Here is a 14,593-nt window from a genome sequence, read left to right as displayed (position 1 = left end):
AGGCCAGCCCCGCTCATGCCCGAAGGCAACTTACACAATCACGTTGTTAACCGCCGAAGTCATCCAGCAGGATGTTTTCCGGCTCCACGCCCATATCGAGCAATAGCTTGATAACAGACGCGTTCATCATGGGCGGCCCACACATGTAGTACTCACAATCTTCAGGAGCTGGGTGGTCCTTCAGATAGTTTTCGTACAATACATTGTGGATAAAGCCTGTCGGCCCTTCCCAATTATCTTCTGGCTGCGGGTCAGAAAGCGCCAGGTGCCACTCAAAGTTCGGGAACTCTTCGGCTAGCTGATCATACTCTTCGTTGTAGAAGGTTTCACGCCAGGAGCGCGCACCGTACCAGAAAGTAATTTTACGATCTGACTTCAAGCGTTTGAGCTGATCGAAAATATGGCTACGCATTGGCGCCATACCCGCACCACCACCGACAAAGATCATTTCCGCATCTGTGTCTTTGGCAAAGAACTCACCAAACGGCCCCATAACGGTAACCTTGTCGCCAGGCTTCAAACTGAAGACATAGGTCGACATAAGGCCCGGCGGGTGGCTTGTACCCGGAGGCGGCGTCGCGATACGAATGTTGAACTTGAGGAGGCCCTTTTCATCCGGGTAGTTAGCCATGGAGTAAGCGCGAATAACTTCCTCGTTATTCTTATGGGAAATTTTGAACATATCAAATTTTTCCCAATCGCCACGATACTCTTCTTCGATGTCAAAATCGGAGAACTTAATATCGTAAGGCGGCGCTACCAGTTGCACATAACCACCGGCGCGGAAGGCAACTTCCTCACCTTCGGGCAGCTTCAGGTTCAACTCTTTAATGAAGGTCGCGACGTTAGGATTCGCGGTAACTTCACACTCCCACTTCTTAACGCCGAAGACTTCTTCAGGCACTTCTACTTTCATGTCCTGCTTCACAGGAACCTGACAAGACAGACGCCAGCCTTCTTTCTTTTCACGCATAGTGAAGTGAGACTCTTCCGTCGGCAAAATAGAGCCGCCGCCCTCTTCTACTCGGCACTTACACTGAGCGCAAGAACCGCCGCCACCACAGGCAGAGGAAAGAAAGATTCCGTTTGCAGCTAGGGTGTTAAGAAGCTTACCACCAGCCTGAGTCTGCAGGGTGTGCTCGGGGTCGCCGTTGACTTCAATCGTCACGTCCCCGCTACTCACTAGCTTGCTGCGCGCTGCCAGAATGATCGCCGTTAAGCTAATAACGATGATCGTGAACATGACAACACCGAGCAAGATGACAGATGTATCAACCATGTCGGTTTCCTATTGCTGAAGGTTTTCTATACCTCGGCAGCCTGAGCTGCCGAGAAAACCGGCTCCGATTAAAGCTGAATGCCAGAGAAGGACATAAAGCCCAGTGACATCAAGCCAACGGTGATAAACGTAATGCCGAGGCCCTGCAGACCGCCCGGCACGTCGCTGTACTTCAGCTTTTCACGAATACCGGCCAAGGCCGCAATCGCTAGCGCCCAACCGGTACCCGCGCCGAAGCCATAAACCACGGCTTCGCCAAAGTTGTAGTTACGCTCCACCATGAACAGTACGCCACCGAGGATGGCGCAGTTAACGGTAATCAGCGGCAGGAAGACACCCAGTGCGTTGTAGAGCGACGGCACGTACTTATCAAGGAACATTTCCATGATCTGTACCAGCGCCGCGATGACACCGATGTACGAGAGCAGACCCAGGAATGACAGGTCGATGTTTTCAGCACCGCTAATGCCGGTCCAAGTCAGCGCGCCTTCTTGCAGCAGGTACGTGAATACCAGGTTATTGACCGGTACCGTGATCGTCAGTACGACGATAACGGCGATGCCGAGGCCAATGGCAGAAGACACCTTCTTGGATACCGCTAGGAACGTACACATGCCCAGGAAGAAGGCAAGTGCCATGTTCTCGACGAATACCGAAGCAACGAAAAGGCTCAGATAGTGTTCCATGTTACACGGCCTCCTTCGGCTTGGTGTTGTGCTTCATCTTGAACTCGTTCTCTTCTACCTGCTCGGGGTTGACGGAGCGCAGTACCCAGATCAACAGACCGATGATGAAGAAGGCAGAAGGCGGCAGTAGCAGCAAACCGTTCGGCACGTACCAGCCACCGTTCTGGATGGTCGGCAGGACAGTGAAGCCGAAGATGCTACCCGCACCCAGCAGCTCACGAACGAAGCCAACGACCATCAGAACAAAACCGTAACCCAAACCGTTACCGATACCGTCCAGGAACGACATGCCCGGTGTGTTGGACATCGCGAAACCTTCCGCGCGACCCATTACGATGCAGTTAGTGATGATCAGACCGACGAACACCGATAGCTGCTTAGACATTTCGTAAGCATAGGCTTTGAGGATCTGGTCGACCACGATAACCAGCGAGGCAATGATGGTCATCTGAACGATGATACGGATCGAGGACGGAATGTGGTTCCGAATCAGCGATACGAACAAGTTCGAGAAAGATGTTACGAAGATAACCGCCAGCGCCATGACCAGCGACACGCTCATGCTGGTGGTGACCGCCAGAGCAGAACAGATCCCCAGAATCTGAAGCGCAATGGGATTGTTCTTGAAAATCGGCGCCGTCAAAACGCCTTTTGCATTTACATCCGCCATGATCAGGCCCCCTCAACGTCGTCGAAGTCGGTATCGGTGTCTTCGGCGTCTGATGGCTCGGTTCCGCTGCGGAATTTAGCCAGGTAAGGCGCAAAGCCCTCTTCACTCAGCCAGAACTGCAGCATGTTAGTCACGCCGTTACTGGTCAGCGTGGCCCCGGAGAGCGCATCGACTTCATGCTCGTTACTCGCACCGCCTTTGGTCAGGTGGATTTCAGGAGAGAGGTCGCCCTCTTCGCTGTAAATCTCTTTACCTTCCCATTGGGCTTGCCAGCGCGGGTTGTTCACTTCGGCACCCAGGCCCGGTGTTTCCGCGTGGTCGTAGTACGTGATACTGACGATGGTGTTACCGTCACCTTCAACGGAGAGGAAGCCCATCATACGACCCCAGAGGCCCTGACCACGAATGGGCAGAACGATCTGATCGGGGTTTTCAGCATCGCCGACCAGATACACGGTCGCGAAGTTTTCCACCTGCGTCAGGCCCGCGATGTCACGGTCGCCAGACAGCGTGCGGCCGGTAGCCGGGTCACGCGCAGCTTCGAAACCATCGAAGGTATCTGGGTCGAACTGATCGGTATACTCACCAGAATCAAGCTCTACCACACGCGCGGTGATTTGGGTGCGGAACACTTCCTCAACATCCATGCCGGGCTCATAAAGACGTGCCACGTTGAGGATGTTGGTTTTACGATCCAATTCCTGATTGAGCTGCTGCATAGGGCGCAGCGCAACGGCCGCCGTCGAAACGATGACCGAGCACACGATGCACAGCGAGAACGCTACGATCAGGACTTTCTTGATGGAGTTGTTACCTTGTGCCATTAGGCAGTCTCCTCGGCCGGTACGCCAGTACGCTTGAGACGGCGCTTCACATTGGCCTGGACGAAGAAGTGGTCAATCAGCGGCGCAAACAGGTTGGCGAACAGGATGGCCAGCATGATGCCTTCCGGGAACGCCGGGTTCACCACGCGGATCAGCACGGTCATGACACCGATCAGTGCACCGAACACCAGGCGACCTTGGTTGGTCATCGCAGCGGACACGGGGTCGGTCGCCATGAATACCATGCCGAAGGCAAAGCCACCGATGACGAGGTGCCAGTACCAGGGCATCGCGAACATCGGATTCGTATCAGAACCGATCAGGTTGAACAGCGTGCTGGTGATCACCATGCCCAGGAAAACGCCCAGCATGATGCGCCAGTTGGCAATCTTGGTCCACAGCAGGACCGCAGCACCGATCAGGATCGCCAGCGTCGAGACTTCACCCACGGAACCGGGAATGAAGCCCAGGAAGGCATCCCACCAGCTGTAGGTATCGGTCAATGCGGACATGCCATCTTGGAACGCCATGGAGAGCGCCGTCGCACCCGTATAGCCGTCGGCTGCTACCCATACCGCGTCACCGGAGATTTGCGCTGGATACGCGAAGTAGAGAAAGGCACGGCCAGTCAGCGCAGGGTTCAAGAAGTTCTTACCCGTGCCGCCGAAGATCTCTTTACCGATTACCACACCAAAGGTAATACCCAAGGCAACCTGCCAAAGCGGAATCGTGGCCGGCAGAATCAGCGCAAACAGCACGGAGGTCACGAAGAAGCCTTCGTTGACTTCGTGGCCGCGCTTGATGGCGAACAGTACTTCCCAGAAACCACCCACGGCGAAGGTCACCAAGTAGATCGGTAGGAAGTAAGTCGCGCCGAGAACGAAGTTCGCCCACAGGCTGCTCGGATCATGACCGCCCGCGAGGGTCATCATGATGGCTTCGCGCCAGCCGTTCATGGAGGCATAGCCCGCTTCGATAGCGGTGTTCGCCTGCCATCCTGCGTTCCACATACCGAAGAACATGGCCGGGAAGGTACACATCCACACAGTGATCATGATGCGTTTCAGATCGACGCCATCACGCACGTGCGCGGTAGTTTTTGCAACACTGGGGGGCGAGTAGAAAATGGTGTCTACCGCTTCGTACAGCGGATAGAACTTTTCGTACTTACCACCTTTATGGAAGTGCGGCTCGAGATTATCGAGTGTTTGTCGAATACCCATCATCAGGCCTCTTTCTCGATCATGGTGAGATTGTCACGCAGGATTGGGCCGTACTCGTATTTGCCGGGGCAAACGTAGGTACACAGCGCCAGATCCTCTTCGTCCAGCTCAAGACACCCAAGCTGCATGGCAACCTCAATGTCGCCCACAATCAGCGAACGCAGCAGTTGCGTTGGCATGACATCCAACGGCATGACGCGTTCGTAGTTACCCACCGGCACCATGGCACGTTCAGAGCCATTGGTTGAAGTGGTTGGTGCATAATTGCTCAGGCCTTTAATCTTAGAAATGTAAATGCCCATGACTGAGTGCCGATTAGCGCCCGTAGACATCCATCCCAAGAAGGTGCGCTTGTTACCTTCCTCAAGCAAGCTTACTTGGTTATGGAAACGTCCCAAGTAAGTCAGGCTCCCTTCAGCAGAGGCACCAGAGAACACAGAACCTGAAATAACACGGGTGTCATCGGGTTTGATGACCTCACCTGCTAAGAGTTCCTCCGTACTGGCACCAACACGGGTGCGCAATAAACGAGGATTTTCAGCACGCGGGCCGCCGACAGCAATGATACGGCTCGTATCAAGCTTGCCTTCTACAAACAGCTTGCCGAACGCAATCACATCCTGATAACCGATGTGCCACACTTTTTTGTGCAGGGCTACCGGTGAAAGATAATGAATATGCGTTCCTACCAAACCTGCCGGATGCGGGCCAGCAAAGCTCTCAGTCTTTACGCCGCTGACATTACCACCAGGAATGGAAGCATTAGCTCCCGTACACAGAAAAACGTTGCCCTCGGTCAGGCGGGTTAGCACCTTGAGGCCGTCTTCAAATGCTTGGGAGTTTTCGTTGATCACTACCGCAGGGTCAGCGCTAAGTGGATGAGTATCCACAGCAGTAACAAAAATATCGGTAGGTGTGCTGTCGATAGCTGGCGTGCGAGAGAAAGGCCGGGTGCGCAAAGCAGTCCAAAGCCCTGACTCAACCAGTTGATCAACAACAGATTGACGTTCAAGCTGCCCTAAAGCGTCACGATCATGAGAAGCAAATGTCATCGCTTCTTCATTTTCATCGACTTTAATAACGACAGACAGCAGACGTCTCTTTTCGCCACGGTTAATAGCAACTACTTCACCGCTGGCGGGCGCTGTAAAGCGTACACCATCAATTTTCTTATCGGTGAAGAGTAATTGGCCCAGTTTGACCTTATCCCCTTCCTGAACTTCCATCGTCGGCTTCATGCCAACGTAGTCGGTGCCCAGGATTGCCACGTGGCGCACAGGCCGCGCATCTTCAATACGCTGCTCGGGCGCTCCCGTGATGGGGAGATCCAGGCCTTTTTTGACTTCGATCATAGTCTCGCCCAGTTGATGGATCGGATATACGAAGGTAAGGGGTTCGAATGCTTATTTCTGTTCAGTAAATTCTTATTGTCTGTTCAGATCGTTACCAGTCAGGCTCAAGCACGCTTGAACCACCCCGAAAAATCCATCGTATTATAAAGATAAGCGCGGCCAATGACCACATCCATGACAGCCTCCTAAAGTGCTATAGACGCTTGATCTGATCTCGCTTTCAACATAAAAAAAGCCACCCGGAGGTGGCTTTTGGTACAACTTAGCGATTAAAAGCGCATTAACTGCTGCTTAAACGCCATTAATGCTCAAACGGCTTAATGCGGCAGCTTCAAAAACTTCACATTAGACATATGCTGAAGAATACGAATAACTTGGCAGCTATAGCCAAATTCATTGTCATACCACACATAAACGACGGCGTGGTTACCGTTTGCGATGGTGGCTTTAGCATCGACAATCCCTGCATGACGATTGCCAACAAAATCAGACGATACAACTTCTGCTGAATCCACGAAGTCAATCTGCTTCTGGTAGGAGGAATCAATCGATACGCGACGTAGGTAATCGTTCAACGCCTCTGCATCGGTGCCCTTTTCCAAGGTTAAATTCAAAATAGCCATAGAAACATTGGGCGTAGGCACGCGAATGGCGTTACCTGTGAGCTTACCTTCAAGTTCAGGTAGCGCTTTTGCGACCGCTTTTGCTGCACCTGTTTCGGTCAATACCATATTCAGCGCCGCACTACGCCCACGACGGTCGCCTTTGTGGTAATTATCGATAAGATTTTGGTCGTTGGTGTAGGCGTGCACGGTCTCTACGTGGCCTGTCACTACGCCATATTCATCATTTAGCGCTTTTAGCACTGGCACGATGGCGTTGGTAGTACAGGACGCTGCCGACACGATACGGTCATTATCGCCAATCGTTTCATGATTAATGCCGAATACGATATTTTTGATATCGCCTTTGCCGGGGGCCGTTAACAATGCTTTCTTAGCGCCCTTGCACTCAAGATGCTGACCCAATCCAGCCTCGTCGCGCCAGATACCGGTGTTATCAACAATCACCGCGTTGTCGATACCGTAAGCAGTGTAATCAATTTCACTAGGCGAGTCGGCGTAAATAACCTGAATCACGTTACCGTTGACAATAAGTGTACGCGCTTCAACATCGACAGTAATTGTGCCGTCGAAAGGCCCATGTACCGAGTCACGACGCAGCAGACTGGCGCGTTTCTCAAGGTCTTTTGCCACATCGCCGCGGCCACGAACGACAATGGCTCGCAAGCGCAACAGATTGCCGCCGCCCGCTTTTTCGACCATTACACGTGCCAGCAAACGACCGATACGACCGAACCCGTACAGCACAACGTCTTGAGGCTCACCTTTGCTGCCGTTTGGCTGAAAGCCATCAATGATCTCAGCAAGTTCTTTACGCAGGAAAGCATCAAGGTCACCACCGCCCTGGCGTTTAAAATTAACCGCCAACTTTCCAACGTCAACATGGGCAGGGCCGAGGTTCATCTCACTCATCGCTTTTACGATGGGGAACGTATCTTCAACAGATAGCTCAGTGCCTTCAATTTTGCGTACAAAGCGGTGATCTTTGAGGATGCGAATGACGGACCGCTTAATCAAGGAACGACCAAACATAGTGGCGACAACATTATTTTGGCGATACAGCTGACCCACTAGCGGAATCATTTGCTCAGCCAGAGCTTCGTTGCTTTGCCATTCCTGAAAAACGTTTTCGAGAGCTTGCTGACTCACGTGCGGCCTCATTGGGTAGTGAAAAGAAATTTCCTGGAGCATTATCCTGGGCTTACCTACATGCCGCAATGAATGGATAGTCGCACAACATGTAGGGGTATTACAGAAAAAGCGGATTGACTACAAACCACAATAGTGTATCGGAACCACAAGGCTTACTTAACTACTAGTGGTTGCTTTGCGCAGGCCTCTGCCTGAAAGTACTGATCGTGTATGATCCAGATTCCGTTTCAGCGCAAAACGATACCGTGACTATGTCCTCTTTTTCTCTGCTCGAACCGCCCCAACCCAAAGGGATTCGCGACACGCTCTACCTAACAGCGCCGCCGGGCAGTGCAACTGCCCTGGCGCTGGCTCAGGTCGCGTTAAGCGCACCATTATTGGTTATTACGCCGAACACTGCCAGCGCACAGCGCCTGGAGCAGGATCTGGCATTCTATAGCAATGTTCCCGTTCTACCCTTTCCAGACTGGGAAACACTGCCTTATGACAGCTTCTCCCCGCACCAGGATATTATCTCGTCACGCCTGCGTACGCTGCGCTTACTGCAGGATGGCGTACGCGGCATTGTGCTGGTGCCAATCAATACGCTGATGCAGCGTCTGCCTCCCGTATCATACATCGCTGGGCGCGTGATGACGCTAAAAGCGGGCGCTAAGCTAAATCGGGAAACATTTCGCGAATCGCTATCGCGGGCAGGTTATCGTGCCGTAGAAACGGTCTACGAGCCTGGCGAATACGCCATGCGCGGCGCAATTATCGACCTTTTCGCCATGGGTATGGATGAGCCAATTCGTATCGATTTGTTTGATGACGAAATCGATACGCTACGCCATTTTGACCCTGGCAATCAGCGCTCGACCAATAAAGTCGATGTGATTGAGCTACTCCCAGCTCATGAGTATTCACTCAGTCGCAGCGCTATTGCTTGCTTCCGAGAACAGTTTGAAACGCTTTTTGATGTTGATCCGCGCCAGTGCCCTCTCTATAACGATGCACTGAAAGCCATCCCCTCCCCGGGCTTGGAACAATATTTGCCACTGTTCTTCGACGAAACCGCTTCTTTATTTGAGCACGTTACCGATGACACCCGTGTAGCACTGTTGCCTAGTGTATTCGAAGCAGCTGAGCAACACTGGCAGTCCATTGAATCACGCTACGAGAATTTGGGTGTTGATCCAACACGCCCCCTTTTACCACCGCTTCGCGCGTTCATTCCCGTTAATGACGTTTTTTCGGCGATAAAAGCCCGCCCCCGAATCGAACTAACCGAAGACAACACGCAACGCCATGCCCTGGCGCCGAAGGCCCAAGCACTACCCTCGCTGGCAATTAACGCTCGCGCCAAGCAACCCCTTAACGAACTGGCTACCTTTCTGGATGCACAGCAAGCTACGCGGGTACTGTTTGTTGCCGAGTCACGGGGACGCAGAGAAGCGTTAGAAGAAGTATTGGCGCCGCTTAAATTAAGCCTGCCCCATATTGACAGCTTCCAAGACTTTTTAAGCAGCACTGATCGCATTGCCATTACTGAAAGCTTGGTAGGCAGCGGCTTGTGGCTTACCGAACCGAATGTCGCGGTAATCAGCGAGACTGAGCTCTTTGGCGATGTCGTGCGCCAGAGTCGGCGGCGAGAAAAAGCGACCGACGACAACGAATTGGCCGTGCGCCATTTATCTGAGTTACGAGAAGGCGCACCGGTTGTTCACCAAGCACATGGCGTCGGCCGCTACTTGGGGCTGGAAACCCTTGAAGCTGGCGGTCAAGCTAACGAATTCCTGGCGCTTTCATATGCCGACGGTGCCAAACTTTATGTCCCGGTCGATAGCCTGCATCTTATTTCTCGCTATAGCGGCGCTGATGACGAACTCGCTCCGCTGCATCGGTTAGGCTCAGATCAGTGGGAAAAGGCACGCCGTAAAGCGGCTGAGAAAATCCGCGACACTGCCGCTGAGCTACTCGACATCTACGCCCGGAGGGAGGCTCAGGAAGGGTTCATTTATGATACGCCGGGCGATGAATACGTTCGCTTCTCTGCCAGCTTCCCATTTGAAGAAACCCCTGACCAGCAGGCAGCCATTGAAGCAGTAATAAGCGACATGATCTCTCCTCAGCCAATGGATCGCGTCGTTTGTGGCGATGTAGGGTTTGGCAAGACCGAAGTCGCCATGCGTGCTGCATTCCTAGCCGTTCAGACTGGTCGCCAAGTAGTGGTGCTTGTGCCCACTACGCTATTAGCTCGCCAGCACTTTGAAAACTTCCGCGACCGCTTTGCCGACACCGCTGTGAATATTAGCCTTATTTCACGCTTCACAGGCGGCAAGGAAATGACGCAAACCTTGGAAAGCATCAAAAATGGCCAAACCGACATTGTAATCGGTACTCATAAACTGCTGTCTAAAAGCGTTGAGCTGCCCAAAATGGGGCTTTTAATTATCGACGAAGAGCACCGCTTTGGGGTCGCGCAGAAAGAGAAACTCAAAACGCTGCGCGCCGAAATCGACATTCTGACGCTAACGGCAACACCGATTCCGCGCACCTTGAACATGGCCATGAGCGGCATCCGAGACCTGTCGATTATTGCCACCCCACCAGCACGGCGCTTATCGGTCAAAACGTTTGTGCAACAGCGAGATAGCAGCGTCATTAAAGAAGCCCTGCTGCGTGAAATATTACGCGGCGGACAAGTCTACTTTTTGCACAATGAAGTCAAAACGATTGAAAACGCTGCCGAACAAATCCGCGAACTGGTGCCAGAGGCACGGGTTGCTGTCGCTCACGGCCAATTACCCGAGCGCAGCCTTGAGCGAGTCATGTCAGACTTCTACCATCGTCGCTTCAATGTGCTGGTGTGCTCTACCATTATCGAAACCGGCATTGACGTGCCCAGCGCCAACACTATTTTGATTGAGCGCGCCGATAAGTTCGGCTTGGCCCAGCTACACCAGCTGCGTGGCCGTGTTGGACGCAGCCACCATCAAGCATACGCTTACCTACTAACGCCGCCCCCCAAGGCAATGACACGAGATGCCGTGAAACGTCTGGAAGCGATTAGCGCCTCTGATGATCTCGGTGCTGGCTTCACCTTAGCAAGCCACGACATGGAGATACGTGGCGCAGGCGAGCTTCTAGGCGACGAGCAGAGCGGCCAAATGGAAACCATCGGCTACACGCTTTACATGGAAATGCTGGATCGCGCGGTGAAGGCTATCCGTGCGGGCAAAACGCCTAACATTGACGCCCCCTTCAACACCGGTGTCGAGATTAGCCTCAATCTGCCGGCGCTGATTCCTGACGACTATATTCACGACGTACAGCAGCGCCTGGTGATGTATAAACGTATCGCCAATACCCAGAGCGACGCTGAGCTTAAGGAGCTACAAGTCGAGCTTATTGATCGCTTTGGGCTCCTTCCTCAGCCTTTGAAGAACCTGATACGTCAGACTAGGCTTCGCCACCGCGCTGAACAACTGGGTGTAGCGCGCATTGAAGCCGGTGAGAACCGTGGACGAGTGCTTTTCAACGGCTCTACCCAGGTCGATCCGCTAACCCTTGTGACGCTTATTCAAAAATCGCCACAGCACTACCGACTGGATGGCTCAGACACTTTACGATTTGAATTCCCAATGGAAACCACCGAACAGCGTTTTGATAAAGTCGAAGCTCTGCTTACAACACTCAATCAAAAAGTAGCGGCGGCGTGAACCTTGGGGCAAACTTGTATGAAAGCCCTACGCACGGCCCTCTAACTGCCGCCCTTGACAATGCTAGTTTGCAGCAATGTGGCGCATAAATTAATTAGGAACCACCATGAATATTCGTAAGTTATATAACGCCTGGGGCCCGACGAGCTTAGCTGTCTTACTTACAGCAAGCCTCTCTACCCCTATTTATGCACAGTCTCCAGCCGATACAGCTGAAGGCCCAGCCCCTGCTACAGAAGAGGCGCTTACCAGCGCTGACCAGCTCGCTGAGCAAAGAGAACTACCCCGCGGCCATTTTCGCCTTCCTGAAGAAGGCGACATTATTGGAGAACACTACACCGTCGTCGTAGAAGATCCTGAAGACACACTCATCGATATAGCGCGACGCCATAACATTGGCTACGAAGAGATTCGTATGGCCAATCCAGGCGTCAGCATGTGGGTACCTGGGGAAGGCACAGAAATCGTTATACCTGCGCGCTATATTTTACCGCCTGCACCCCGCGAAGGCGTGGTCGTAAACCTGTCTGAACTGCGACTCTATTATTATCCGGCTGACAACCCTGGCATTGTTGAAACCTATCCCGTCAGTGTTGGCCGTGAGGAATTTGCCACACCGATCGGCATTACCCGCACGACAGTGAAGGTAAAAGATCCTGCCTGGGCGCCGCCAGCCTCTATGCGTCGTGAAGCAGCTGCACGTGGCGAGCCAGCCCCCTCTATTGTGCCTGCTGGCCCTAACAACCCGCTGGGTCGTCACGCTATATTACTGGCGATGCCTAGCTACCTGATTCATGGCACCAACCGCCCTGAAGGCGTCGGCATGCGGGTCAGCCGCGGCTGCATCCGCATGTTCCCCGAAGATATCAAGTCGCTCTACGAGCGCATGCCTACCGGCACTCAAGTCAACTTGATGGATGCACCGTTTAAAGCAGGCTGGGCAGCGGACGGCACACTGTTTGTGCAGTCTTACCCTCAGCTTGAAGAAAACGTTGGCGATTTTGAACCACTGCTTAATGCCATCGAACGAGTAAGCGAGCTTGCTGAAGACCAAGCAGAAGTTGACTATGCCCAGGTAAAACTAGCAGTAGAAAATCCGGATGGTCGCCTTATAGCGCTTTATGGCCCCCAAGCACCAGCACCAGCCCCTGTTGAAGAGCCTGTGGAGCTTGATGGATTATTAGAAGAAATTGAGCTCACAACAGCGACACAAGCCGAGGAAGAAGCATAACCTTAGTCAAAATAAAAAAACCCCGCCGAGGCGGGGTTTTTTTACATCTACAGCAACCCTAAGTTTTAACACTTAGAGCCCAGGCAGAATTACTTCTGCATGGAACGCTGGAACATGCGGTTCATTTCTTCACGGTTCTGCTGAGACATCTGCAGAGCAGCTTGCGCATCGCGCTGAGCTTGGTTAGCAGTGTTCATTGCTTGTGAAGCCATGCTGCGTGCTTCTGCGGCGTCAGCCTGTGCAGATTCAGCAGTCATGCGAACTTCTTCCAGGGCGCTGGTAGAAGCACAGCCAGCCAGGATTGCCAGTGAAGCAGCAGCGGCAGTCATCTTCAGAGCAGTCTTCAGAGTCATAATGTTCTCCTTGAGTCTTCCTTGGGTACAACGTTAAGGGTATGACAAATTTAAGGCTAAAGCGTTAGCTCAATTTTGTCTACCTGCGGTGCAGGTTCTTTACAGCGACTTGTACCATGGCATTACACCAATGCACGCAAGTCAAACGCTGTTTTATAATAGACCACAGCGGTTGTCTATAGCCACGTATTTAAAACCTTTAACTTCCTTCAACGACATAGCTTATCGGATCACTACGCGAGTGCCAACACCTACCAGCGACGCAACGCGTTCAATTTGCTCGTTGGTGACAGCAACACAACCCTGAGTCCAGTGGTACTGGCCATGAATATCTGGATCACCCTCGCCAATACCATGTATGCCAATGGCACCGCCCAATGCCGTATTCTGCGGCGGTGAGCCGTGGCGCTGATAGTGATCAAAATAAGCATCATAATCCGCTTGGGAATAAATGCCTTTTTCGAGCGCCATCCTCGCATGAGGTGGCGTAGGATAATCGATACCAATAAAGATATGCCACTGACTTTCGTAATTAAATCGATTAATTCGAAACTCGCCAAGTGGTGTCACATTATCACCGCGGATCCGCTGGGTTTTCGCCCCACCTCGCCCAAGGGATATGGGCGCGTAGTGCTCAACCAACGCATTACCACGGTAAACACTCAACGTGGCGTCTTTATCATCAATTAATACCCAAAGTTCATTGCTGTGACGCGGAATACTCGCACGCGAAAGCAGCGTCTCAACCAGATCTGTGGGCTCATAATTATTTAAGGTACCGGAAGTCGCTGCACTGGCCACAGCAGGCCAGCCCAGCGCCAACGCTAAAAAACGGCGACGGTTTACAGGCATCATTATCGTTCTCTATATAGGCCAGTATCACCAGCCAACAAAGCATTTGTGGCGGTTGTTATACCTTATTCTCACACCAAATGTCAGTGCTTTCAAAAAAGCCAAAAAATAAGCCAGTGCGACAATATGGCAACCGCGCCATTATTAAACGCTATCTAAATCACCTCAAATGCCTGCCTAGATATCTTCGAATTCTTGCATACTCGTTACTAGCTTGCGCGCTTCAGCATGATGCCCTTCCGCCAAGGCGTTAAAAAAAGTTTCCTCTGGCTCTATTTTTGCCCGTGATGCACGATGCTCATAGAGATCCTGTAGCTTGCGATGCGACTCAACCGCTACACGAGTCAGCTCATCAATTGAGTCTGCAATCGTTTGTTGAGCAAGTGCCTCAAGGGCTGGAGGCTGAGGAAAGTCATTAGGGTCATCAAACCATATTTCCAACACTTCTTTATGATTAAAGCCATCACTAAAAAGCGCCTCCAGCCCAGTCTTCATCCGGAGTTCGCTGTCGGCTAAATACGTTAACGCCATGACAAGACGTTGTTGGTCGCTTGAATCAGCCGCAGCACGATACTGACGCGCCATGCGCCCATGATAATCCGCGGCCCATTCAACGAAGTCTTTGACTTGGTTATAGCGCATCTATA

General features: G+C 52.4%; 12 protein-coding genes. 2 read left to right on the top strand and 10 right to left on the bottom strand.

Annotated elements, in window-relative coordinates; genetic code table 11:
• Positions 1 to 46 precede the first annotated feature (46 nt).
• From nqrF to JFC11_RS14150, 7 genes are all read right to left on the bottom strand, one after another.
• Complete coding sequence (nqrF, locus tag JFC11_RS14180; protein WP_038483644.1) at positions 47 to 1,279, bottom strand: NADH:ubiquinone reductase (Na(+)-transporting) subunit F; 1,233 nt, start codon at positions 1,277 to 1,279, stop codon at positions 47 to 49.
• 68 nt (positions 1,280 to 1,347) lie between these two features.
• Complete coding sequence (gene nqrE, locus JFC11_RS14175) at positions 1,348 to 1,965, bottom strand: NADH:ubiquinone reductase (Na(+)-transporting) subunit E (protein ID WP_120387061.1); 618 nt, start codon at positions 1,963 to 1,965, stop codon at positions 1,348 to 1,350.
• A 1-nt stretch (position 1,966) separates the two neighbouring features.
• A complete protein-coding gene (locus JFC11_RS14170; protein ID WP_120387062.1) occupies positions 1,967 to 2,635 on the bottom strand; it encodes an NADH:ubiquinone reductase (Na(+)-transporting) subunit D in 669 nt (222 codons plus the stop codon).
• Positions 2,636 to 2,637: 2 nt separating this feature from the next.
• Positions 2,638 to 3,459, bottom strand: coding sequence for a Na(+)-translocating NADH-quinone reductase subunit C (locus JFC11_RS14165; RefSeq protein WP_120387063.1), 822 nt, complete (start codon positions 3,457 to 3,459; stop codon positions 2,638 to 2,640).
• A complete protein-coding gene (locus JFC11_RS14160; RefSeq protein ID WP_120387064.1) occupies positions 3,459 to 4,685 on the bottom strand; it encodes an NADH:ubiquinone reductase (Na(+)-transporting) subunit B in 1,227 nt (408 codons plus the stop codon). Before JFC11_RS14160 ends, JFC11_RS14165 begins: the two co-directional genes overlap by 1 nt.
• Positions 4,685 to 6,034, bottom strand: a complete 1,350-nt coding sequence (locus tag JFC11_RS14155) for a Na(+)-translocating NADH-quinone reductase subunit A (RefSeq protein ID WP_120387065.1) — start codon at positions 6,032 to 6,034, stop codon at positions 4,685 to 4,687. Before JFC11_RS14155 ends, JFC11_RS14160 begins: the two co-directional genes overlap by 1 nt.
• Before the next feature lie 317 nt (positions 6,035 to 6,351).
• The gene (locus JFC11_RS14150) at positions 6,352 to 7,806 is read right to left on the bottom strand and encodes a glyceraldehyde-3-phosphate dehydrogenase (protein WP_038483633.1); all 1,455 of its coding nucleotides are present in this window, start codon (positions 7,804 to 7,806) and stop codon (positions 6,352 to 6,354) included.
• Between the two features lie 254 nt (positions 7,807 to 8,060).
• Here JFC11_RS14150 and mfd point away from each other — a divergent pair, with 254 nt between their 5' ends.
• Together mfd and JFC11_RS14140 are read left to right on the top strand one after the other, a co-directional pair.
• A complete protein-coding gene (gene mfd / locus JFC11_RS14145; RefSeq protein ID WP_198349813.1) occupies positions 8,061 to 11,510 on the top strand; it encodes a transcription-repair coupling factor in 3,450 nt (1,149 codons plus the stop codon).
• A gap of 106 nt (positions 11,511 to 11,616) precedes the next feature.
• Positions 11,617 to 12,741, top strand: a complete 1,125-nt coding sequence (locus tag JFC11_RS14140; RefSeq protein ID WP_198349812.1) for a L,D-transpeptidase family protein — start codon at positions 11,617 to 11,619, stop codon at positions 12,739 to 12,741.
• A gap of 89 nt (positions 12,742 to 12,830) precedes the next feature.
• On the opposite strand, the gene JFC11_RS14135 is transcribed toward JFC11_RS14140, so the two are convergent.
• The 3 genes from JFC11_RS14135 to JFC11_RS14125 form a co-directional block, all read right to left on the bottom strand.
• The gene (locus JFC11_RS14135) at positions 12,831 to 13,094 is read right to left on the bottom strand and encodes an Lpp/OprI family alanine-zipper lipoprotein (protein WP_009723517.1); all 264 of its coding nucleotides are present in this window, start codon (positions 13,092 to 13,094) and stop codon (positions 12,831 to 12,833) included.
• 222 nt (positions 13,095 to 13,316) lie between these two features.
• Entirely contained in the window at positions 13,317 to 13,949 is a 633-nt protein-coding gene (locus tag JFC11_RS14130; RefSeq protein ID WP_038483627.1) for a L,D-transpeptidase family protein, read from the bottom strand.
• Between the two features lie 174 nt (positions 13,950 to 14,123).
• The gene (locus JFC11_RS14125; RefSeq protein ID WP_198349811.1) at positions 14,124 to 14,588 is read right to left on the bottom strand and encodes a 2-hydroxyacyl-CoA dehydratase; all 465 of its coding nucleotides are present in this window, start codon (positions 14,586 to 14,588) and stop codon (positions 14,124 to 14,126) included.
• Positions 14,589 to 14,593 lie beyond the last annotated feature (5 nt).

The organism is Vreelandella alkaliphila, assembly GCF_016107625.1.
Classification (GTDB): domain Bacteria; phylum Pseudomonadota; class Gammaproteobacteria; order Pseudomonadales; family Halomonadaceae; genus Vreelandella; species Vreelandella alkaliphila.
The sequence above is the reverse complement of the archived record's forward strand: the minus strand, read 5'-3'. Positions and strand labels throughout refer to the sequence as shown.

Excerpts from the sequence above, each read along its gene's own strand:
- JFC11_RS14165 (WP_120387063.1), bottom strand. The coding sequence starts at position 3,459 with ATGGCACAAGGTAACAACTCCATCAAGAAAGTCCTGATCGTAGCGTTC.
- JFC11_RS14130 (WP_038483627.1), bottom strand. The coding sequence starts at position 13,949 with ATGATGCCTGTAAACCGTCGCCGTTTTTTAGCGTTGGCGCTGGGCTGG.
- JFC11_RS14170 (WP_120387062.1), bottom strand. The coding sequence starts at position 2,635 with ATGGCGGATGTAAATGCAAAAGGCGTTTTGACGGCGCCGATTTTCAAG.
- JFC11_RS14125 (WP_198349811.1), bottom strand. The coding sequence starts at position 14,588 with ATGCGCTATAACCAAGTCAAAGACTTCGTTGAATGGGCCGCGGATTAT.
- JFC11_RS14160 (WP_120387064.1), bottom strand. The coding sequence starts at position 4,685 with ATGATGGGTATTCGACAAACACTCGATAATCTCGAGCCGCACTTCCAT.
- JFC11_RS14135 (WP_009723517.1), bottom strand. The coding sequence starts at position 13,094 with ATGACTCTGAAGACTGCTCTGAAGATGACTGCCGCTGCTGCTTCACTG.
- nqrE (WP_120387061.1), bottom strand. The coding sequence starts at position 1,965 with ATGGAACACTATCTGAGCCTTTTCGTTGCTTCGGTATTCGTCGAGAAC.
- mfd (WP_198349813.1), top strand. The coding sequence starts at position 8,061 with ATGTCCTCTTTTTCTCTGCTCGAACCGCCCCAACCCAAAGGGATTCGC.
- JFC11_RS14140 (WP_198349812.1), top strand. The coding sequence starts at position 11,617 with ATGAATATTCGTAAGTTATATAACGCCTGGGGCCCGACGAGCTTAGCT.
- JFC11_RS14155 (WP_120387065.1), bottom strand. The coding sequence starts at position 6,034 with ATGATCGAAGTCAAAAAAGGCCTGGATCTCCCCATCACGGGAGCGCCC.
- nqrF (WP_038483644.1), bottom strand. The coding sequence starts at position 1,279 with ATGGTTGATACATCTGTCATCTTGCTCGGTGTTGTCATGTTCACGATC.